The 22076-nt window shown below is 39.0% G+C and carries 17 protein-coding genes; 7 read left to right on the top strand and 10 right to left on the bottom strand.

Features of this window, described 5'->3' with window-relative positions:
- Positions 1–79 precede the first annotated feature (79 nt).
- The 3 genes from P20429_RS05345 to P20429_RS05335 all read right to left on the bottom strand — a co-directional run bounded on the left by P20429_RS05345 (position 80) and on the right by P20429_RS05335 (position 5982).
- Positions 80–3109 (bottom strand): TonB-dependent receptor, encoded by a 3030-nt coding sequence (locus tag P20429_RS05345; RefSeq protein WP_007585183.1) that lies wholly within the window; start codon positions 3107–3109, stop codon positions 80–82.
- Positions 3110–3496: 387 nt separating this feature from the next.
- Positions 3497–4564, bottom strand: a complete 1068-nt coding sequence (locus P20429_RS05340; RefSeq protein WP_007585184.1) for a glycoside hydrolase family 43 protein — start codon at positions 4562–4564, stop codon at positions 3497–3499.
- A gap of 62 nt (positions 4565–4626) precedes the next feature.
- Complete coding sequence (locus P20429_RS05335) at positions 4627–5982, bottom strand: MFS transporter (RefSeq protein ID WP_007585185.1); 1356 nt, start codon at positions 5980–5982, stop codon at positions 4627–4629.
- Between the two features lie 364 nt (positions 5983–6346).
- Here P20429_RS05335 and P20429_RS05330 point away from each other — a divergent pair, with 364 nt between their 5' ends.
- Positions 6347–7075, top strand: a complete 729-nt coding sequence (locus P20429_RS05330; RefSeq protein WP_007585186.1) for an NUDIX domain-containing protein — start codon at positions 6347–6349, stop codon at positions 7073–7075.
- A gap of 90 nt (positions 7076–7165) precedes the next feature.
- Here the strand turns inward: P20429_RS05330 and P20429_RS05325 are convergent, their stop codons facing one another.
- The 5 genes from P20429_RS05325 to P20429_RS05305 are packed head-to-tail and all read right to left on the bottom strand — an operon-like array spanning position 7166 to position 10843.
- Positions 7166–9088, bottom strand: a complete 1923-nt coding sequence (locus tag P20429_RS05325) for a PilX N-terminal domain-containing pilus assembly protein (protein ID WP_007585187.1) — start codon at positions 9086–9088, stop codon at positions 7166–7168.
- Positions 9089–9601: a PilW family protein gene (locus P20429_RS05320; protein WP_007585188.1), complete on the bottom strand. Its 513-nt coding sequence runs from the start codon at positions 9599–9601 to the stop codon at positions 9089–9091. It abuts the gene before it with no gap.
- Positions 9598–10008, bottom strand: coding sequence for a prepilin-type N-terminal cleavage/methylation domain-containing protein (locus P20429_RS05315; RefSeq protein WP_007585189.1), 411 nt, complete (start codon positions 10006–10008; stop codon positions 9598–9600). Before P20429_RS05315 ends, P20429_RS05320 begins: the two co-directional genes overlap by 4 nt.
- Complete coding sequence (locus P20429_RS05310; RefSeq protein ID WP_007585191.1) at positions 10002–10454, bottom strand: prepilin-type N-terminal cleavage/methylation domain-containing protein; 453 nt, start codon at positions 10452–10454, stop codon at positions 10002–10004. The genes P20429_RS05315 and P20429_RS05310 overlap by 7 nt, the downstream gene beginning before the upstream one ends.
- A complete protein-coding gene (locus P20429_RS05305) occupies positions 10445–10843 on the bottom strand; it encodes a type IV pilin protein (RefSeq protein ID WP_007585193.1) in 399 nt (132 codons plus the stop codon). The genes P20429_RS05310 and P20429_RS05305 overlap by 10 nt, the downstream gene beginning before the upstream one ends.
- 581 nt (positions 10844–11424) lie before the next feature.
- On the opposite strand from P20429_RS05305, the gene P20429_RS05300 reads away from it, so the two are divergent.
- The gene (locus P20429_RS05300; RefSeq protein WP_007585195.1) at positions 11425–12915 is read left to right on the top strand and encodes a SulP family inorganic anion transporter; all 1491 of its coding nucleotides are present in this window, start codon (positions 11425–11427) and stop codon (positions 12913–12915) included.
- A gap of 10 nt (positions 12916–12925) precedes the next feature.
- Positions 12926–13777, top strand: coding sequence for a universal stress protein (locus P20429_RS05295; protein WP_007585197.1), 852 nt, complete (start codon positions 12926–12928; stop codon positions 13775–13777).
- A gap of 97 nt (positions 13778–13874) precedes the next feature.
- On the opposite strand, the gene P20429_RS05290 is transcribed toward P20429_RS05295, so the two are convergent.
- The gene (locus P20429_RS05290; RefSeq protein ID WP_007585198.1) at positions 13875–14783 is read right to left on the bottom strand and encodes a LysR family transcriptional regulator; all 909 of its coding nucleotides are present in this window, start codon (positions 14781–14783) and stop codon (positions 13875–13877) included.
- A gap of 117 nt (positions 14784–14900) precedes the next feature.
- Here P20429_RS05290 and P20429_RS05285 point away from each other — a divergent pair, with 117 nt between their 5' ends.
- Positions 14901–15524: a glutathione S-transferase gene (locus tag P20429_RS05285; RefSeq protein WP_007585199.1), complete on the top strand. Its 624-nt coding sequence runs from the start codon at positions 14901–14903 to the stop codon at positions 15522–15524.
- Positions 15525–15875: 351 nt separating this feature from the next.
- Positions 15876–16586 carry a hypothetical protein gene (locus P20429_RS05280; protein ID WP_007585202.1) on the top strand — a complete coding sequence of 237 codons (711 nt, stop codon included), beginning with the start codon at positions 15876–15878 and terminating at the stop codon, positions 16584–16586.
- Positions 16587–16658: 72 nt separating this feature from the next.
- Here P20429_RS05280 and P20429_RS05275 read toward each other — a convergent pair whose 3' ends face one another.
- Positions 16659–18767: a pyridoxamine 5'-phosphate oxidase family protein gene (locus P20429_RS05275; protein WP_007585203.1), complete on the bottom strand. Its 2109-nt coding sequence runs from the start codon at positions 18765–18767 to the stop codon at positions 16659–16661.
- Between the two features lie 394 nt (positions 18768–19161).
- Between P20429_RS05275 and nirB the strand changes: the two genes are divergently transcribed.
- Positions 19162–21735: a nitrite reductase large subunit NirB gene (nirB, locus tag P20429_RS05270; RefSeq protein ID WP_007585205.1), complete on the top strand. Its 2574-nt coding sequence runs from the start codon at positions 19162–19164 to the stop codon at positions 21733–21735.
- Positions 21722–22075: a nitrite reductase small subunit NirD gene (nirD, locus tag P20429_RS05265; protein WP_002959861.1), complete on the top strand. Its 354-nt coding sequence runs from the start codon at positions 21722–21724 to the stop codon at positions 22073–22075. Before nirB ends, nirD begins: the two co-directional genes overlap by 14 nt.
- The last annotated feature ends 1 nt before the right edge of the window (position 22076 follow it).

Raw genomic sequence — 22076 nt, forward strand, 5'->3', positions numbered from 1 at the left:
ATTATTATTACTAGGTTAATTTAGGCAAATAAAAAGCCGCAAAATGCGGCTTTTATAAGGTTACTACAAGTGTAATTTATTAAAAATTATAACGAACACCTAAACCGTAACGAGAGCCTGTTTGAGTGATGTTATAAATCAGCTCTTGCTTACGCCCGTACGATGTTACGTACTCGTCAGTAATGTTTATACCTTCAATAAATACGGTAAGTCCCTCTACTGCGGGTACTTCGTAACTTACGTTAAAGTCTATTTGGTAATACTCATCGGTGTAAATTGGTGCGGTTAAATCGCCATTTACACGACGCTCATTTAAAAACGAGTCGCGCCAGTTATACGCAATACGTGCTTGTAAGCCTTCTTTATCGTAAAAGAATACCACGTTTGCCGTGTCACTTAACCCGACAAGTGCTTCTGTATCCTCAAGTGAGTCATTGTCATATTCAAGACCCGAGTCAACCATGGTGTAGTTAAAAATACCACCAAAGCCTGACTCACCAAATAAGTGCTGAATATTAAATTCAAAGCCATCAATGGTATATTCTTGGTCGCCATTTACAGGCACGTTTATTCTAAAGTTAATTGGATCATCTGTTTCTGGGTCACCAACAATTGTGCCGCCGTCTAATTCACCATCTTCATCAAACTTAGGTTGCACATTTGGATCATCAGCAAAGTTTTCAAATATGTAATTTCTGATGTCTTCGTTAGATGCATTACCACCTAGTGCGCTTGATGCGGCTCTAAATTTTTCACCATTTAATGGGTCATATAAGTTAAATATATTTGAGTCGATAGTGCCTGTAGTTATCCAGTTTGTTACGTCTTTTTTAAAGTAACCAAACGAAATATAGCTTCCTTCGCCGTAATACCATTCACTAGATAAGTCGTAGTTAATTGATTCAAGCGGTTTAAGTCCTGGGTTACCAGAGCCACCCGAATAACCACTTAAGCTACCACCGGTATTAATAGTTGTACCGCCTTGTAGTTGGCCGTAACCCGCTCTTGAAATAGTTTTGCTCGCTGCTGCACGAATCATTACATCTTCAACAATTTCGATATTAAAGTTAATATTTGGCAGGAACTGGCTGTAATCTGCAGATTGGCTTAGCGTTTCAATACCGGTAACACCCGTTACTGATGTGGCTGTATCTTCGTTCCACTCTACGCGGCTGTAACCGGGTGCAGTTGCTTTAGAAAATACGTCTGTTTTTTCGTAGCGCAAGCCAATTTGCAGGTCGAAGAACATGCCACTCAATTCGCCTTTGTAATTTACTTGTGCAAAAGCAGACTGCGTTTTTTCTTCTGTAAAGCGGTTTGTTGCTGCATCCCAGTCGGTTGAGGCACAAAATTGTCCCTCGCCGTTTGGTCCTGCTGCTGCGCCGTCGGCTGCTTTACAATCACCGTAAAGGTTATCTACGTTGGCAATCGGATCTGCGTACTCTGCTGCATTTACAATCGCATCAAAGTCGGCAAAAAAGATTGTATTAAATAAATCGTATTCGCCTTGTGTTGCAGTGCCTTCAAAGTTGCCCGCCTTAGCTTGAAACTTATCTAAAATAGTATCTTGGCGCCAATCAATATCAGCAAAGTCGCCCTCAACACCAACTCCACCCCAATCTGGGCGCTGTACTTGCGTATGACGATAATGGTTATTTACTTTATTAACCGCAACACCAAAATCAATACTTAAACTGTCGTCAAAGAAGTACTTACCTGAGATTTGTGTTTGATCGATTTCTGAATCGTATTTATCGTTTGCAAACCAGCTACCCGATAAACGCATGGTGCTCGGGTTAAAGTTTTCAATGTTACCAATAGCAATGCCGGGTAAGTCGCCGGTTAAATCAAGCCCGGTGCGTGAACGTGTGTACGACGGTAACTGAATATTATTACGTGTACCGTGGCGTGGATCAGTTGCTTTCATTGATGCTTTTGAACTGTGATGATCAAACTCTAGATTAAGTTGATCCGATACCGCCCATTCTAGGTTAAAGCCTAATGAATCTGTTTTTTCTTCGCGACCCCAAGAACCTACCGTAAGCGACGTATCGCGGTAATCGGCATCACTTTGGATGTCATAAATTTCTGAGTAAATAAGTGGGTACGCGTTAGGCTCGCCCGCCCAAACAGATTCACTTCTGTCGCCAGCGTAGTTAAACCAAACTGAGGCATCAGTGTGCTGCTCTTCAACGGTTGTTTTAAAGCCTGTGTAATCAAGGGTTGCTGTAATGTTTTCAACAGGTTGATATTGAAATACCAACTGACCATTTACACGTTCACGTTGACGCTCTTCAAACACATAACGTGGTTGTTGCGGGTTTGAGTAAATGCCTGATGTAGGTCTGTTTGTTCCGCCTTCTGCGCCTGCAGGTACGCCGCCCCATCCTGTATTTGTGTAATCAGATGCTCTGTAGCCTTGATCTTGAATAAACTGCTGCATACCGCTTTCACGGTCTTGGTAGCTACCTGAAATCGAAATACCAAACTTGTCACCCCCAAATGTTTGCGAATATAAACCGCTTACCTCTGGTGTAATGCTACCCTCGTCGGTTGATTGATCGTCTACAGCTTTAACGCCAAACGATGCTTTTATACCTGGGCTATTTAAAGGTCTGTTGGTTGTTAAGTTTATAGTTGCGCCAATGCCACCTGAGGTAACACTTGCGTCTGATGTTTTATAAACTTGCACGCCCGATACGCTTTCAGATGCAACATTTGCAAAATCAAATGTACGGTCACCTGTTGTATTTGGAAGTTGGCGGCCATTAATAGTAATTAAGTTATTAGCAGGTCCAAATCCACGTACTGTTACGCGGCTACCTTCACCGCCCGCTCTATCAATTGATACGCCGGTAATACGTTGTAGCGATTCAGCAAGATTGGTATCAGGAAATTTTCCCATATCCTCAGCCGAAATTGCATCGACAATACCAGAAGAATCGCGTTTAACATCCATAGAGCGCTGCAATGAACCTCTAATGCCTGTTACTTGTATTATTTCTACATCTTCGTCAACAATGGTTTCTGCAGCGTAGCTTTGGTGAGGAAGCGTAACGGTACCCATTGCAGCGAGTATGGCTGTTGAAATTATCTTTTTCTTAAACATCATGATGCCTTTTTCTTATTTAATTATTATTGACGTACTGCAAGACTTTAAGAATTACTCGAAACATAATTGTAAACTATTTGTTTCATTTTACGGTCAATAAATAATTATTGTGTGTGTATGTTTTAAACGTTTTACAAAGACCACAACCAGTTTTAAACATGTGCTACTTAACTAAAAACCGTTAAATAACAGGATGTTTATGCTAATTCTTTGTGCTAATTTTTTGCTTTAAAATATTTTCATTTTGTCATATGTCCTCAGCTTCCTCTTATTTAGACCATTAACAAAATAAATCAATGGTCATTTTGACTATATCTTTTTTGTGCAAATAAAAGCTTAAGCGGTGCTTACGCAGATAATTTGCATTGTTTATAACTATTTTTGTTAAGCGTGTTCATATGGGCTTATTGTTTGAATTTTTCCGTTTGAGTCGTGTTCGAGCTTAGCCATTTTCATACTGCGTAAATGGGTTTGCCCGCCCGACAACGTACTGTCGTGATAAAATAAAAACCAACCATCATTGTGCTTAACAATTGAGTGATGCGTAGTCCAACCAAGTACTGGGTTTAAAATAACGCCCTGATAGGTAAATGGTCCGTATGGATTATCGCCCGTTGCGTATACAATTTTGTGTGTATCGCCCGTTGAGTACGAAAAGTAATAAACACCGTTGTGTTTGTGTACCCAAGGGCCTTCAAAAAAGCGGCGGTTGTTATCGCATACTGTAATTGGCGAGCCGCTTTCATCTAGTACAACAACCTCTTTTACGTCTTCGCTTAGGCTGATCATATCTTCCGATAATTTTGCAACGCGCGCAGGAATTGCAGGTTCACCATTTTTTGGATACGTGCTTTGTTCATTAAATTCGCTGGTTTGCCAATTTTGTAATTGGCCGCCCCACAAACCGCCAAAATATAAATAATGGCTTGAGTCATCATCTTCAAATACAGCAGGGTCAATACTAAACGTCCCTTGAATGTAATCATCTTCGGCTTTAAATGGACCTGTTGGACTATCACTTTTTGCAACGCCAATTCTAAAAATACCTTGCTGATCGCGCGCCGGAAAATAAAGGTAATACTGACCAAGTTTATGCGCAGCATCGGGTGCCCACATTTGCTTACTTGCCCATTTTACGTCATCTACACAAAGTGCTACGCCATGGTCTATGGCTTTGCCTGAGCTTTCGTCAAGCGAAAAAACATGGTAGTCGCGCATTGCAAAGTGGTCGCCGTTATCATTAATTTCATTTTTTGATTCAATGTCATGCGATGGATAAATATACACTTTGCCATTAAACACATGCGCAGAAGGATCGGCGGTATACATGTGATCAACTAATACATTATGATTTTGTATTAACGAGTTGGCTCGTTGTAAGTCTTTTAACTGTTTAAGTTCAGCGTCACTTAATCCATTAGATGGGGGTGCTGCTTGTGCTGTATTTTGCATTTTTACTCCTAGTATTGCCTGCCCACTTTGCACTTTAAAAAGGTGTAAAATGGGCTGCTAAATTAGTTTATGGTTTTGTTATCAGCCAGCTGCGTTTGAATGCGCTTTACCTCAGGCTCGGTAAGTTTGTAACGTGTTATAAAAATTAAACATGCCACGGTACAAATTACTGGAATACCAGCAAAGGCGAGTAAAATGCCTGATAACGTGTGTTCTGATTGCTCTTGATTAGGCACGTATGCATAGCCAGATAATATCCACCCTGCAATAGCACCGCCAATTGCAAAGCCTAGTTTTATTGCCAATAAATGACCCGAAAACGTAACAGCGGTTAATCTGCGACCAATTTTTAATGCCCCGTAGTCAACCGTATCTGCCACCATCGAAAACATAATTGGGGTAATTATCATGTGGGCAAAGTTAGCAATAAAGTAGACAATAAAAATGGTGACTATGGCGTCGCTCTCAAGTACGTAAAACATGCTATGAGAAATAATTACGACCACTAAAGCGACTATAAATAGCGTTTTCTTTTCAATAAATTTGGTTAAAAAGTTGGTAGACACAGCGCCTAGTACTGAGCCAATTGCTGAGAGTGTTAAAAAGTTAGAAGTAAGTGAGGCTTCTCCTACGTAGTACTTAATATAATGCGGTGCTACTGAGGCTCTAACGCCAATTAATATTAATGTTGCTAGGCTTATAACGGCTATAACAACCCATTGATCGTTTTTAAATAAGCTTAAAAACTCAAGAAAGGCATTCTTTTTACTTTGCGCGGGTTTAACTTGTTTGGTTTCTTTGGTCATTTTAAAACACAGTAAAAAACAAGCCGCTGCAAGTCCGCCTAAAAACACCATGGCTAGCGGGTAACCTACTACATCGTCGCCGTCGCCAAAAAAAGCAACTAGCTTAGGCAGTGCCCATACAATTACAAGCAGTGCAGCCATTGCCATTGCAAACCGATATGACTGAAGCGATGCTCGCTCTTTAGGGTCGTTTGTCATTACTGCGCCAAGTGCGCCGTACGGTATATTAATGGCGGTATAACACGTCATTAATAGCCCGTAAGTAAAGTAGGCATATATAAGCTTGCCCGTAGAATCAAAATCTGGAGTTATGAATGCTAAGCAAGCAAACACACCGTAAGGCACGGCTAAAAATAATATATATGGGCGGTAAGAGCCCCAACGGCTGCGCGTTCTATCGGCAATACTGCCCATTATTGGGTCGGTAATACCATCAAATAAACGAACCGCTAATAATAAGGTACCCGCAGCGGCTGCAGATAAGCCGTAAACATCGGTATAAAATATCAACATAAAGTTAGCGACCATTTGAAATACAATATTACTGGCTGTATCACCAAGGCCGTACCCTATTTTTTCTTTAATTGTGAGTGTGTGTTTTGTGTTGTTCATGTGTGCTCAATTTTCAATGCAAATCGATATAGTCAAAAATACTATATGCATTTTTAGCGCGTGTAAACATTTATGTTACATTTTTAATTTGCTGGTAATGTATTTAATACACGACGCTAATTAGCCGTTAAATTTACTAACATACAAAGGTATTATTCGTTCAATAAAAAACCAATACCAAACCAAAGTCGAATATCGGCGTTAACGCGTAAAAACAGGTACAGTGTATAAAGTGATTAATTAAATAGATGTGATTGTTTTAAATAGGAATTATAAAAGCTTTTTATTTGCGCTTTACCCACCTTTTATATACCCTTAATAGTCTTTATAACAATATCTTCGTATAGCTTTGGCTGAGTAATTTATGCACTATAAAACATCAAACATTTCTAACAACATCGACGAAGAATCGATTCCTGATGACTGCATTAGTAATCTAACCGTAGATAATATTGTATTTGCTATTCATGAAGGTAAGTTAAAGGTGTTGCTGGTTAAATATAACCGCGGCCTTGCAACAAGCCAGTGGGGTTTAATTGGTCATTGGGTTCGTAAAGATGAAAACTTAGACCTTGCAGCTTTACGTGTTGTTAAAAGTACGACCGGTGTTGAAAACCTGTACTTAGATCAGTTAGGTGCTTTTGGTAACGTAGACCGCTACCCTGCTAGACGCATTATTACTATTGTTTATTATTCGCTCGTTCGCTTTGAAGAAACCAACCTTGTGAGCGGCGATAATGCTCTAGAGTGTGAATGGTTTGATGTAAATAGTGTACCCGCTTTAATGTTTGACCATGCCGATATTTTAAAAAGCGGCCTTGATTACTTACGCTATAAAGTAAGGCACGAGCCTATTGGTTTTAGCTTACTCCCAGAAAAATTTACCCTGCTTGAGCTACAAGGAATTTACGAGTCGATTTTAAATAAATCACTCGATAAACCTAACTTTAGACGTAAGTTTCAAAAAATGAACTTATTAATAAACTGCAAAGAAAAACAAACCAACGTAGCTCACAGAGCCGCAACGCTTTATCGTTTTGACATAAACGTGTACGAAAAATTAAGAGAGTTTGGTTTTACGTTTGAGTTTTAAATAAGCAAATCTTGAGCAAAGTAATTAATTTAATAATCCTGATAGATTCCCTTATAGAATTGAGCTTTGAATAACGACCTAATAGCTTTGTTATTCATTGCTTTTTTCAACGGGGGTAAAGCGCCATCCTTTGAAAACTAACTTGCTTGCAGATCCATTACCACCAGATGAAGAACCACCAAAACTGGCTTCATTTAACGCCGTGTCAAAGTGAATACCACCGGCGCCGCTTACAATAACAGTATCTCCTAAAATAGACCCTTTAAAACCAACTGCTGAAGTAACTTTAACTTGTGAAAGTGGTGCGTATATAACAGCATAAAGCTCTCGTGTACCACCTGAAAACTCTATTCCAGTATCATTTCCACTGTAAGAACTATAAATACTAAAAACGGGCCTGCCTTCATTTGTAATCCCATTGTCAGGTGCGTAAACTTGTGCCCCATTTCCTATCTTAAGCTTTCCTTTAATTATGATAGTTAAGCTGCTGTTATCAGGGATTGTTAGCGAACTTGCGCCATTCATTGTAAAATCGCCATCTACAAACATAACTGCATTATGATTACTTTTTACCTGCATTCGGCCTTTAATTGTTACATCATCAAAATAAAATATTTGAGCTGCTGAATCAAGGAAAGTTGCAGCTTTAGCAGTGATGGTACCATCTGGAGTGCTTCCAAAGTCTACTAAAAAGTTAGCCGTGTTAGTTTCTAACTCGAGTAAGTCACCAGCTCTGCTATTGTTATTTATAAAAAGGTCAGGGCTTGTCGTATTAACTGACACGCTATCAATTGCTGTTGCAATATCAAGTGGATCACACGCAGTTAACCCTCTATTATTTTCACTTTCTGGTGTTATTTTTTCAACTGGCTCAATAGTTGGTATTGATATAGCTGTACTTGATACTTTATAAGGTGAAAAAGCATACTCTGGTGTGTCGTCCTTAAAAGAGCCATTACCTGCGTATCTAAGGTCTTTACTATCAATAGTACTGCCCCACTGTTTAAGCGTCACATTACCTTGAACACGCACTCCACCGTATACACTTCCCCCTGTTTGCTCATAATTCCCGGAGGTATAAACGCCGTGCCGTATTGTTGTTTGATTAAGAGCGACTAAATCATATGAACGAATTGTTCCTTGGACTGCATTACCTGTAATAGAAATTGGACCTGATGAACTAATATCACCACCAACTGGAGTTTGCTTTACTGATATAGATTGGTTTGCTGAAATACTACCTGAAACAGTACCACTACTTTGTGTGAAACTTAGATATGCCGATGCATCCCCTCCAACGACCACGCCACCAGAGAGTATTAAATTTCCATTACTATGAATATTGCCTGTAATATCAGCGCCTTGAATAATTGATAAATTACTAGAGGATAGAACATTACCTTCAATTGTACCGCTACCATTGAGCGTAATATCACCAGAGTCGTTAACTGTATTAACAAAAGATTCTTCTGATGTATTTTTGTTACCATCAGCTAGTGTGTCGTTATAATCCCCTAAAGACGAATCATAGCTATCAATTAAGCCACTTCCACTAATTGCAACACCAGAACACCCTGTAATTCCATTAGAAAAAACTGAGGCACTGCTGGTCGTTCCGCCCCCACCAGCTACATATTCGAATATAGCTTGCATTTGGTTCTCACCTTCAAAGCGAGTACCTTCGCTAGAAATTAAAATATCGCCATTACTGTCAATCTCAATGGTTGCATTGTATATACTAGATTCAAGCGAACTTGTACCAGAAACTTCACTATTATGGGCTATTAAATCGTTAATATTTATAGTCGGATCTGCAAGCATTGCTGTTTCTAGTTTTTCAATACTTGAAAATACCCCTTTCTCAGACATCAACCTTGCGTTCAATTTTTTCTGAAAATTACCACTCAAGCGCTCCTGGATCACACTATCTCTAAGAGTACTAAGTACAACAATTGAAGCCATAGATGTTAAAATAAGTACAGTAACAAGTGTAAAACCAGATGTATTTTTCATTTATTGAAATGCCTTATTCATTACCATTTGCGACAAAGATATATCAATCACTAAGCTGTTATTGAATTGGCTTGGTAAGTTTGTAGGTTCTACAAGGACACTCACTACGTTGTTATCAATTACGTAGCTAATTGCATTAACACCTTTTAATATTTTTACTTTTCCATTCCCTACATCACAAAATAATGAGTCATCTTCATGGCTATATTTTTCGATAAATGGCGCACTAATAGTTAAGCCAGTACAAGCAGATGACCCCATCTCTTGCTCAACACTTAGAATATTATTTGTGTAAGTAGGGACTGAATTGGTTTGTTTTAGACTTCGTGTAAATACTTTACTGCTAAATCGGATTACATCTAATGCATTTTCTAAATCTTTTGCTGTGCTGGTACTGCTATTAATTGAAGAATAAGCCAGACTCACACCGCCTAATAGAAACATACCTGCAGCAAGTGCAACCATAAGCTCTATTAAAGTAAAGCCTTTATGTTTATTTATTAGATGTTTCATGGCGTGCAACCATCAGGTAGTGTTGGGAAGCTTCCTGTAATTACAACGCGATTTTCTAAGTTGTCAGTCAAACGCTTATCTTGCCAGGTTACTTCAACCGATAAATCATTTGAAAAGTTAGCAGGTAGAGTGAGTGTATATGCATCAATTTGTGGGGATAAATAATTTCTAAAGTCAGTATCGTTGTACAAACTTGGATCTGTTTGTTGTAGCTCGCATAAATGAGGCCAAATACGCTCTAAAACATTATTAGCCTCAATTATTGACACCGTATAATTAAAGCTGTTTGTAATATATTGCAATGATTTTAGTTGACCTGAAGCAAGCCCTAACAATGCAACCGTCGCGACAATTAAAGCAACCATAACTTCTAAAAGAGAAAACCCTTTGCTGTAATTTATTAGCATGTCTCTGGGGCCTCAACTAACCAACTTTGTCCACTTTGTAAAATACATAAAGTAAAGTCGCCAGTTGTACTGTCCTTATCGCTCACCAAGATTTGATACATTTGGCCTAATTCACCCGTACTTGAAATATTAATATTCTTTAAATCTACAGAAATGCTGCTATGTGTAGTTTCAAAAATATTTAACGTGGTTTGCGTCGAATTAATAGCAGTTTTTACTAGCCATTGTTTATTCAACGTTTTGATAGAAACACTTTGATCTCTTTTAATGGCTTCACTACGCGCAAATTTAAAAACACTGTGCAGTTGATTCGAATTTGTAACTAATCTATCCCGCTTTATAAAAGTAATAAACGAAGGAGTCGCAACTGCAGTTAAAATACCAATAATGGTCATCGTGATTAAAACTTCGAGTAAAGTAAAACCAAGGCTTTTTTTTACCAGCATTTAGATTTATCTGCTGACTTAGTACCATTTTGATTTACAGACAACTTGCCACACTCATCACTTTTCTGAGCACCTTTAGGTGTAACTTGTATTGTAAATTCAGACCCATTTGAAGCGCCTGTAGTTGCATCGGTTGTATAGCTAAAGGAGTAATAATCTGAGGTAGGAAAAGTAAATGTATTTGGGTAACCACCAACACGAGTGTATTGCCTTTCTAAAACAGCTGTTTGCTGTAGTAAAACCTGTTGGATATCAGCTCTTCGACTTTGTTGTATGTAACTCGTATAACTTGGAAGTGCAATTGCATATAAAATCCCGATAATAGCAATTACTATCATTAATTCAATAAGGGTAAAACCGTAAGGTATCCTTAATTGCTCCGTTTTCACTTATTTAATTTCCATTATTTATATCAAACATGTTTTATTTTTACGTAAAATAAAAAGTAATTTGGAGTTTTTTGAAGAATGTATAATAGCGACAAGTTACATCTTGTCAACAATATAACGTTAGAATATACAGAAGCATTTATTTAACTCCAGTTACGCACCAGATTAAATAAAAAAACGTTTGAGTGCACTAAAACAGTGCAAATAACGAATGTTTTAAATAACATAGTATTATAATTACCTTAATAGCTCACTGTTAATATACTAAGTTATTTTATATAATTAATAACTTATTTATTGTATATGTTTCTAAAATGTAACTAGGCTTTTATTCATCAGCCGTAACCTTCTATTTTTCTATTCGCTAGAAACAAACTTTTTCTTATGATATTTTCACGTAGCTAGTAAATTAATTAATCAAAAAGGAGCTTTTTACTTGAAACTTACGCCGCCCTAGGCAACCACTCCCTTTTTCATCAGCACGTTGCGTGCACCCTTAATCGCCATCTGCGCGAGAATCATTGTTATTTAAATAAAATACTCCCCTATACTTTGGGAAACTAACTAATTAGGTTTATTACATGTTTGATCACGTAAAAAGAGATTGGCTCTCTAATGTTCGTGGTGATGTGCTTGCTGGTATTGTTGTGGCGCTTGCCCTAATACCGGAAGCTATTGCCTTTTCTATTATTGCGGGTGTTGATCCTAAAGTGGGTTTATACGCCTCATTTTGTATTGCGGTTATTATTGCCTTTGTAGGCGGACGCCCTGGCATGATATCGGCTGCTACCGGTGCAATGGCGCTGTTAATGGTGACGCTGGTTAAAGATCATGGTCTGGAATACTTACTGGTTGCTACCTTACTTACTGGTGTACTACAAATATTTGCAGGCTTTTTAAAGCTCGGTGAATTAATGCGGTTTGTATCGCGTTCTGTTGTAACAGGGTTTGTAAATGCGCTGGCGATTTTAATATTTATGGCACAGTTACCTGAGCTTACCAATGTTACTTGGCATGTTTACGCCATGACTGCTGCAGGCTTAGGTATTATTTACTTATTCCCATACATTCCAACTATTGGCAAAATACTTCCCTCTCCTTTAGTGTGTATTGTTGTTATTACACTGGTTTCACTGTTTTTGGGTCTTGATATAAGAACCGTTGGCGACATGGGCGAACTGCCAGACACCCTACCTATATTTTTATGGCCCGATGTACCACTAACACTCGAAACACTGCAAATTGTTTTACCGTATTCAATTGGTCTTGCGGTTGTGGGCTTACTTGAATCAATGATGACCGCCACCATTGTTGATGACTTAACTGATACAACGAGCGATCGTAATAAAGAATGTAAGGGCCAAGGTATTGCTAATATTGGCGCAGGTTTATTTGGTGGTATGGCGGGTTGCGCCATGATTGGACAATCAATTATTAACGTTAAATCGGGCGGTCGTGGACGACTTTCAACCTTTATTGCCGGTTTATTTTTAATCATTATGGTGGTGTTTTTAGATGAGTGGCTGCGTTTAATTCCTATGGCGGCATTAGTTGCAGTAATGATTATGGTATCGATTGGTACGTTTTCGTGGGCATCAGTTAAAGATTTAAAAAAGAACCCGCTTTCGTCAAACGTAGTGATGATTTCCACCGTTATTGTAGTAGTTGCCACGCATAATCTAGCCATTGGCGTTTTAGTTGGCGTGTTGTTAGCTACGTTGTTTTTTGCAAACAAAATTGGTCGCTTTATGGTTGTTACAACTAAGCACGATGAAACTAAAAACCTAGTAACTTATGAAGTTGTAGGTCAGGTATTTTTTGCCTCAGCAGAGCAATTTATTGCTTCGTTCGATTTTAAAAGTGCGGTAACAAATGTTGTTATAGATTTAACCCATGCCCACTTTTGGGATATAACCGGTGTATCGTCACTCGATAAGGTGGTTATTAAATTTAGACGCGAAGGTGCAACAGTTAATATTGTTGGTATGAATAGCGCAACCGAAACAGTTGTTGATAAGTTTGGCGTACATAACGACCCTAAAGAAGTCGATAAACTACTTGGCGGTCATTAAGGAGAATGTAATGAAAAAAATAGTTACTTATGTAGATGGCTCTGCCATTACTAAAAATGTAACCGAAGCCGCTATCTGGGCTTCAAAAAAGCTAAATAAACCAATTAGCTTTGTGCATACGCTTGAAAAAACGCAGCAAACTAATATCGGCGACTACTCAGGCAGTATTGGACTTGGTGCACAATCAGCACTACTTGATGAAATGACCAAGCTTGACGAACAATGCTGTAAAGTAAGTCTAAAAATGGCTGACGAATTATTAAACTCAGTAAGTGAGCATGCTAAATCGGCAGGTATTACTAATTTTGAGTTAATTAAACGCCACGGTGATTTGCTCGATACCGTTATAGACTTTAAAAACGACACACGCCTTATTGTTATTGGGCAAAATGGTGCGGGGCATAGTAATAGTTTTGCGGTGCTGGGCTCACATATAGAAACCTTAGTACGCAATGCAACACAACCTATTTTGCTTATTCCTGAAACATTTAAACAGCCTACCTCATTTATGATTGCGTACGACGGTCGCGAAACAGCCGACAAAGCGCTAGAACAAGTGATTGATGGCGGTTTATTACATGGCTTACATTGTCATTTAGTGAGCATTAAAAACAACGAAAAAGATCTTGAAGAAAAGTTTATTAACGCGCAATACACACTCACCAGTATGGGTTATAAAGTGTCGGCAAGCTTTTTAGAGGGCAATATTTTCGACTCCCTAATGAAATACAAAGAGCAAAATAATGTAGAGCTAATTGTAATGGGTGCGTTTGGGCACTCTAAATTAAGGCAGTTTTTTGTGGGCAGTAACACCATTAAAATACTCGAGAACAGCGATGTGCCAGTTATTATATTAAAGTAAGTGGTTGTTTTAAGTAAGCGCAACTTTTAAGTAAGCAACTGTTTTAAATTATATTTTAATGACCCATTTTAAAAAGCCTAAATACACTTAACTGATTTTAGGTCTTTTTTGTTTTTGGCTTAGCTTCAAACTTTTCAAATAAAAACTGAATAAACGACGTAACCTTTTGAGCCACAAACTTTCTATGCGGATAAATAGCAAATAAACCAAACTCAAAGGTTTTATAACCTTGCATAACCTGTACAAGCTTGCCCGATGCAATATCATCTCTCACCACTATTTCAGGAATTAAGCCAATACCACCACCTGCTACAACCACCTCTTTTACAGCTTGCGGATTATTAACCGAAACACGCGAGTTTACGCTTGCCGTTAATGACTCACCACTAGGTGAAACTAGAGGCCAATGGCGACCTATTTTAAAGTTGCTATCAATCACCGTAGCATGTTGCTCAAGCTCGTCAACACTCGCTGGTGCGCCAAAGCGCTGAATATATTCAGCTGATGCACATAAAATTAAAGGGTAACTAGTAATTTGCCTCGCGATTAAATTAGAGTCAGACACACTGCCAATTCTTATTGCTAAATCAACCCCCTCTTCTAGCAAATCGATTGTTTTGTCTGAAAGCACTAAATCAATACTTAAATCAGGATAACGGCTCAGTAATTCAGGCATTAACGGCGCAAGGTTTGATTCACCAAACGACACCGGCGCACTCACCCGAAGTTTGCCGCTAGCAAGCGCTGTTTGACCCGATAAGTTATCGAGCATTTCACTGTAGCTTTCAATTACAGGCACTACGCTTGCGTAATAACTTTGCCCCGCTTCGGTAATCGAAATTCTGCGCGTGGAGCGGTTAAATAATCTAACCCCTAAGTCTTGCTCTACAATGCCCACGTATTTACTAACCAGCGCCTTTGAAAGCCCTAGCCTGTCGCCTGCGGCTGTAAAAGAGCCTGTTTCAACAACCGCTATGATTGTTTTAATGCCAATAATAGTATCCATGATTGTCAATATAGCATTGACATTTATTCCTTACTAGCTCGGTTTTTAAAAACTGATAATAGTGAAAGAATAGCGTTATTAAAAATCACTATTCAAATTAAAAAAACAGGACAACCCATGAGCAATCTAACGCTATACCGTTTTACTTTATCTGGTCATTCACATCGTGCAGAGTTATTTACATCGCTTTTAAAGCTTGATGTAAATATGGTTGATGTTGCACTGCAAAACGGCGCACAAAAACAAGCTGACTTTCTAAATATGAATATTTTTGGACAAGTCCCCGTACTTAAACATAACGATGACGTAATTAACGATTCAAACGCTATTTTGCTGTACTTAGCACAAAAGTTTGATGCTAACAGAACCTGGTATCCAGAAGATATAACTGTTCAAGCGCACATTCAGCGCTGGTTGAGCGTTGCTGCAGGGCTTGTGGCGTCAGGTCCGTGTTCGGCGCGTTTAGTTACTGTATTTGGCGCAGAGCTTGATCATCAAAACGCGATAAACATTGCCCACACATTATTTAAAACAATGGATGCGTATTTACAAAATCGCGAATACTTAGTAGGCACTCAGCCAACTATTGCCGACATTGCCAACTTTTCGTACATAGCACACGCACCGGAGGGCGGCGTATCGCTTGAGCAATACCCAAATATTTTAAGATGGTTAAGTAACGTTCGTAAACTTGATGGCTATATAGCAATGCCTGAAACAGAAGCGGGTTTACTAGCTTAGTTTTAAGTTTTTAATACTGTTTTATAAGAGGCTATTAAGCCTCTTTTTTTGTATAGGTTAACTCTTTCTTTAATGATATTTATGATTGCCAATAACTTACATTAATAATGTGTAGAGCCAGCTGCAAATGTATTTTGGTACGCTATATTCAAAATAAGCCTAATAAAACTTAGGAAATACTTTTCAGGACAACCTTGGTTTAGTATTATTTTAGTAGGCAATGGAAGTATAATTCTTATATCAGCTTTAAGTGAATCGTGTAATTGTTAGTCGATTAAGTAAATACGAATATACGTACATCTACAAGGAGTTCAATCTATCAACTGGGTCAAAATAGAAAAAGTATTTCGGTTGTTTTTCCCCGAATTTTCCAACAAGGTTACTTGGGCTGTCATTATTGCAGGACTTGGTTTAACCTCATCTTCAATTCTACAAAATATTTTAAATGAAATTTTCACAAAAGAATTTGATATTAGAATTATTGGAAATTATGATTCTCTAGTAGGGTTAGCACTTATCACTTTGGGATTAATTCATAATATACTTTTACAAAGAGAAAAAACAAAAATAGAAGTAAATGGAATATTTGATAATGAAATAGAGAAGAAAACATTATCACGAGAACATGATGTTAAGCTTTATCAAAAAATAACTAAAGGCTTCGAAGAATTCTATCTAACAGAATATATATCCTCGCTAACGAGCGATCATTCATATAGCAGGAGTGATAAAGTAAGATTGCAAGACTTTATCTATTATTCACAAGAAACTGAGTACGATTTTCTCAATGCAGAATTAAATGTAAAATTTACTGAATTTGGTCAATCCTTATCAAAAATCATGAACTGGACGGCACTCCATTTTTTCCATCACCCCTCACATGTCGCTATGGAAAATCAAATATATTGCCTTTATCCCGAGCTTAATCCTGATCGTGGTGGGGAAGAGGATAATATTGGGAAGTATAATAAGCATGCACTTGAAATCATAAATTTAACTGATGACCTGTTAGAAAAATATAAACTATTTCGTAGCTGCGTTAAACGCGAACTATACATATAAAAGGGTAAAATGGAGGTCTCTAACCTCCAGCACCCACCATATGCTTTTAAAGTTCAAGCTCTATATTGATAACTATAGCTCTAAATCAAGCTCCTCAACGCCTTTAGCCGGTACGGCGCAGCAAATTAGCGCCTGCCCTGCCTCTACTGGGTAGCTTACGTTATTGCGATACACTACAGCGCCTGCGTTTATTTTTACGGCGCAACTGCCGCAGCTGCCATTTCGACAGCCAAATTCAGGTTCTAAACCATGGGATTCGGCTACATTAAGTATAGTGTTATCGCCTTTATTCCAGCGCTGCTCAAAGCCCGATTTACTGAATTTAATTACAGTGTTATCTGCTTCTTCTACGCTCATCTCTTTGTTTTTATTAGGCGCTTCGTTTGTGTTAAGTACATTACGCTTAATAATGGAGGGTCCAAATGCTTCCGCAAATATATTTTTATCCTGCACACCGAGCAATAACAGTTCGTTATATACGTGCTGCATAAACGCTTCAGGTCCGCATAAAAAGAACTCGTAATCATCAAGTGGTAAATAGTACCTAAACACATCCGCATTTATGCGCCCTTTTAAATTAAAGCCATTGTCTTGCTTTTCATCAAGCTCAGGCTGCGATAAAAGTGAGTAGTAATCAATTGCCCCGCCACTCGTATCTGCAAGCGTTTTTAGCTCGTTATAAAACGCACGCTGCTGTTTATTTTTAGCACTGTGAAAAATATGCAAAGGGCGTGTATAGCGGGTTCTTAACCCTTCACTGGTAATGTGTTTAGCCATTGAGATCATAGGTGTAATACCTATTCCGCCACCAATGAGTACCGCAGGTTTGGTACTGGTTGGGTCAATAAAAAACTGCCCTTGTGGGTATTTAGCTAAAATAACGTCGCCTACTTTTACGTTATTATGAAAGTAGTTAGACACCTCGCCACTGAGTTCTTTTTTAATAGATAACCGATAAAATAGTTCATGAGGGCTTGATGACACGGTGTAGGTTCTAATAACAGGTTTGCTATTACTGTTATTGCTACTATTTTTACATGGTATTTGTACAGTTAAATGCTGCCCAGCTTTAAACGGTAATAAGGTTGTATTGTTATGCCCTTCTAAATAAAAGGAGGTAATTACATTACTTTCTTTAATTATTTTGGTTACTTTTAAAGGCTGCCAAGTATGTTTTAGTTTTTCGGCTTGTTTGTTTTTATCAGCCTCAAGCCACGTGCCCGTCATTTTAGTGTTAGGGGAATAAGCATCAAATTTAGCACTAAACGGGAGTAAATTTTTAAGCCACATTCCTTTAGTGAGGGTAAATTTCCAGCCTCGGTCTGCGCCAATAAAGCCTTCAAGTTCTGGGTGCCCGTCCCATAAAATTTCAACGCTGCCGGTAAGCATTAATACATTGCCGGTGTCAAAATCAGGAAATAACAAACCTGCTTTTGGGTTTAATAAAAAGTTACCCAAGGTATTAAAAAAATTGTTACCTGCGTAATCAGGAATCGTTAATGTGTTGCCTTCTCGCTTTACAAAGCCCGGCAACCCACCACGGTGAGAAACATCAACCCCTTCAATTTTCGGATTGTTTTTAGCGGTTATAAAACTCGAAACAAAAAATGTATCGGTGGTGTCAATTAACGCACTGGCTGCGTTATCAAGTGTATTAAATTCAACTTTTTGTACCACATTACTTTTAAGTAAAGGATCTCTATTAAACGTTAAGTCGCGCGTTTGAATATACTGTGGGCAATTTCCAAAGGATTGATCAACATTAAAACTCACCTGATTATCGTCAATTGCCTCACCTACGCGCACATTTAAACGGTTACGCCTACGCGTGCCCAGCTCAATGCCTAATAAACCAATTGGCGAGCCGACAATATTTAACGTGTTATGTAAGGGGTCGTTTTTATCAACCGCGTGCTTCATTAATAACGACGTAGGAGTTGGGGCGCTTAAAAAGCCTGACTGTCCTGAAACAATAGATACCCACGGATTAGCATTTTCATCAACACTGCCTGCAACCACAAATGGTAACTGCTCAAAAAATGCTTGATGCTGCTTTGGCATAAATGAGCGCACGGCACGTTTACCAAATGTTTCCATTATTTCTCGTTTACCTAGTTTGTCTTGTATTGCCAGCTCGCCTTCGTGAAAAGGTGAAGCATCTATTGAGTTTGTATTTATCATTTTGCTCGTAATTCGTGTGCGTATTTCATGGGATAAATTTAACTCAATACACAATGAATGATAATGGGTGTTTTATTGACTGATAATGCACAAAACAATGACAATACTTGCACCCTCTTAGTGCCAGGCGCGCACCAACATATAACAAAACAGGTTTTATCCTCACTCTAAAAATACATTAAATACTATTTAAACAATAACTTAAAAAACTGGCTGTATTTTTGCAAACATTCTATTAACAAGCCCGTTTTACTTACGGCAAAAATTTAGGTTGTTAACACAATAGCTATTAGCAACCATCGGCAAAGAAGCCCGCACACAGTTATGCATAATGCGTATTTGTGGCGGGCTTTTTTGTTAATTGTATTTAAACCGTCACTTTAAGGAATGCCCTATGCAAACCTCGCAAAAAATACTCATTATTGGTAATGGTATGGTCGGACACCACTTTGTTGAGCAAATGCGCCAAAGCGATGCCAACGCAGACATTACTGTACTTTGCGGAGAAGCAAATCTTGCATACGATCGCGTGTACTTATCAAGTGTATTTGATGGCAAAACAGCCGCCGATTTAGCACTTACCACCCACGACAACTACAAACAGCTTAATATTAATGTGCATACCAGCCAGTGGGTTGAAGGCATTGATAGATCAGCAAAAATAGTGACCACATTAACCGGTGAGCAATACCCATACGACAAACTGATACTCGCGACAGGTTCATTTCCGTTTGTGCCGCCTATAAAAGGTAACGACCAACCCCATTGTTTGGTGTATCGCACATTAGAAGATTTAGAACAAATAAAAGCCAGTGCCGCTGTAAGTAAAAGCGGTGTTGTTATTGGTGGTGGTTTGTTGGGGCTTGAAGCCGCAAACGCCATTAAGCAACTAGGGCTTGATACCCACGTAGTTGAATTTGCACCACAACTTATGGCTGTTCAACTTGATGGACAAGGCGGTACGCTACTAAAAAATAAAATAGAAAAACTCGGCGTAACGGTACACACATCAAAAGCAACCAGAGAAATAGTAAAAGGCGAAACCAGTCGCTTTAGATTAAATTTTTCGGACGAGTCATTTTTAGAAACAGACCTAATTTTGTTCTCTGCAGGTATTCGCCCGTATGACCAACTCGGCAAAATTGCTGATTTAGAGCTCGGTGAACGCGGCGGTATTATCATTAATAATCAATGCCAAACGTCAGATCCTGATATTTTAGCCATTGGTGAATGTGCCCTGTGGGACAAAAAACTATTTGGCTTAGTAGCACCGGGTTACAACATGGCACGCGTTGCAGCGAGTCAATTAAGTGGTGGCGAACTTGAGTTTTTAGGTGCCGATATGAGCACCAAACTTAAGTTATTAGGCGTAGAAGTAGGCTCAATTGGCGACGCTCATGCAAAAACGCCAGACTGTAAAGAACTTATATACCAAGACGCTATTCGCGGCTGTTATAAAAAAATCATACTAAGTGAAAAAGGCGACAAATTACTGGGCGCTGTACTTGTTGGCGATACCAGCGACTACGATACTTTATTGCAGTACATGCTTAACGACATGGACTTACCAGAAAACCCTGAGTGTTTAATTTTACCAGACAGCGGCGGCGCGCCGTCGCTATCGGGCAGTGCCCTACCCGACACCGCCACTATTTGTTCGTGTCACAATGTGAGTAAAGGCGACATTGTAGGTGCAATTGATGGCGGCTCATGCGATTTAGCCTCGGTAAAATCATGCACTAAAGCAGCAAGCGGCTGTGGTGGTTGTGCTGCGTTACTAAAATCAGTTGTTGATAACGAATTAGCAAGTCGCGGTGTTGAAGTTAACAACCATGTATGTGAGCACTTTGCGTATTCACGCCAAGAACTACTGCACATGGTAAAAGTAGAAAGCATTAAAAGCTTTGATGACTTACTAACTAAACACGGCAGCGGTCATGGCTGTGAAATATGTAAACCTGCCATTGGCTCTATTTTAGCCTCAACATGGAACGACTTTATTTTAGAACCCGCTCATGTTGGCTTACAAGACACTAACGATACGTACCTAGCAAACATGCAAAAAGATGGTTCGTACTCTGTGGTACCGCGTATTGCTGGCGGCGAAATAACCCCCGACAAACTCATTGTAATTGGACAAGTAGCAAAAGACTTTAACCTGTACTGCAAAGTCACTGGCGGTCAGCGTATTGATTTATTTGGTGCACGCTTAGAAGAGCTTCCTGTTATTTGGGAGAGACTTATAGAAGCTGGATTTGAGACCGGTCATGCTTATGGTAAGTCTCTTAGAACCGTTAAATCATGCGTGGGTAGTACGTGGTGTCGTTATGGTGTGCAAGACAGCGTTGGACACGCAATAGAAATAGAAAACCGCTATAAAGGACTGCGTGCGCCGCATAAATTTAAAATGGCGGTATCGGGTTGTACCCGCGAATGCGCCGAAGCACAAAGTAAAGATATTGGCATTATAGCCACCGAAAACGGCTGGAACTTATACGTGTGTGGTAATGGCGGTATGCGCCCTCGCCATGCTGATTTATTTGCGACCGATTTAGACACGCCAACACTTATTAAATACATTGACCGCGTAATTATGTTTTACATTAAAACAGCTGACAAATTACAACGTACGTCGGTATGGATGGAAAATCTTGAAGGCGGTTTAGACTACCTTAAAAGCGTAGTAATTGACGACAGCTTAGGCATTTGCGACGAGCTAGAAGCGCAAATGGAGTTAATTACACAAACCTATGCGTGTGAGTGGAAAAAAGCGATTGAAAGCCCAGATGCTGCCAAACGATTCCGCCAGTTTGTTAATAGCCCCGAAACCGACGACAACATTTTGTTTGTGCAAGAGCGTAACCAAATTCGCCCTGCTACAGAAGCCGAAAAACGTGAGCAACGTAATACACAAAACCGTATTCCAGTAATGGAAGTTGAAGAGGATCAAGCTGATGTCTTGGCATAATATTGGAACAATCGACAACCTAGTAGCTAATAGCGGCGTATGCGCATTAGTTAATAATCAGCAAGTGGCTATTTTTTATATTCCGCAAAATCCAACGGCTGTGTTTGCTATTAGCAACTACGACCCTATTGGCAAAGCCAATGTATTATCGCGTGGCATTATTGGCTCAATCGACAATAAATTAGTTGTCGCATCGCCTTTATATAAGCAACACTTTTGCCTAGAAACAGGCGAATGTTTAGAAGCAGAAGCAATACACTTACCGGTTTTTAATGCAAAAATTGAAGACGGCAGTGTATTTATAAGCTCTGAACCAAAAGTTACAACAGCTGTGGCTTAGG

This window comes from Pseudoalteromonas sp. BSi20429, assembly GCF_000238895.1.
GTDB classification, from domain to species: domain Bacteria; phylum Pseudomonadota; class Gammaproteobacteria; order Enterobacterales; family Alteromonadaceae; genus Pseudoalteromonas; species Pseudoalteromonas arctica.

Excerpts from the sequence above, each read along its gene's own strand:
- P20429_RS05340 (WP_007585184.1), bottom strand. The coding sequence starts at position 4,564 with ATGCAAAATACAGCACAAGCAGCACCCCCATCTAATGGATTAAGTGAC.
- P20429_RS05275 (WP_007585203.1), bottom strand. The coding sequence starts at position 18,767 with ATGATAAATACAAACTCAATAGATGCTTCACCTTTTCACGAAGGCGAG.
- P20429_RS05325 (WP_007585187.1), bottom strand. The coding sequence starts at position 9,088 with ATGAAAAATACATCTGGTTTTACACTTGTTACTGTACTTATTTTAACA.
- P20429_RS05345 (WP_007585183.1), bottom strand. The coding sequence starts at position 3,109 with ATGTTTAAGAAAAAGATAATTTCAACAGCCATACTCGCTGCAATGGGT.
- P20429_RS05295 (WP_007585197.1), top strand. The coding sequence starts at position 12,926 with ATGAAAAAAATAGTTACTTATGTAGATGGCTCTGCCATTACTAAAAAT.
- P20429_RS05285 (WP_007585199.1), top strand. The coding sequence starts at position 14,901 with ATGAGCAATCTAACGCTATACCGTTTTACTTTATCTGGTCATTCACAT.
- P20429_RS05330 (WP_007585186.1), top strand. The coding sequence starts at position 6,347 with ATGCACTATAAAACATCAAACATTTCTAACAACATCGACGAAGAATCG.
- P20429_RS05290 (WP_007585198.1), bottom strand. The coding sequence starts at position 14,783 with ATGGATACTATTATTGGCATTAAAACAATCATAGCGGTTGTTGAAACA.
- P20429_RS05315 (WP_007585189.1), bottom strand. The coding sequence starts at position 10,008 with ATGCTAATAAATTACAGCAAAGGGTTTTCTCTTTTAGAAGTTATGGTT.
- P20429_RS05300 (WP_007585195.1), top strand. The coding sequence starts at position 11,425 with ATGTTTGATCACGTAAAAAGAGATTGGCTCTCTAATGTTCGTGGTGAT.
- P20429_RS05310 (WP_007585191.1), bottom strand. The coding sequence starts at position 10,454 with ATGCTGGTAAAAAAAAGCCTTGGTTTTACTTTACTCGAAGTTTTAATC.
- P20429_RS05335 (WP_007585185.1), bottom strand. The coding sequence starts at position 5,982 with ATGAACAACACAAAACACACACTCACAATTAAAGAAAAAATAGGGTAC.
- nirB (WP_007585205.1), top strand. The coding sequence starts at position 19,162 with ATGCAAACCTCGCAAAAAATACTCATTATTGGTAATGGTATGGTCGGA.
- P20429_RS05320 (WP_007585188.1), bottom strand. The coding sequence starts at position 9,601 with ATGAAACATCTAATAAATAAACATAAAGGCTTTACTTTAATAGAGCTT.
- nirD (WP_002959861.1), top strand. The coding sequence starts at position 21,722 with ATGTCTTGGCATAATATTGGAACAATCGACAACCTAGTAGCTAATAGC.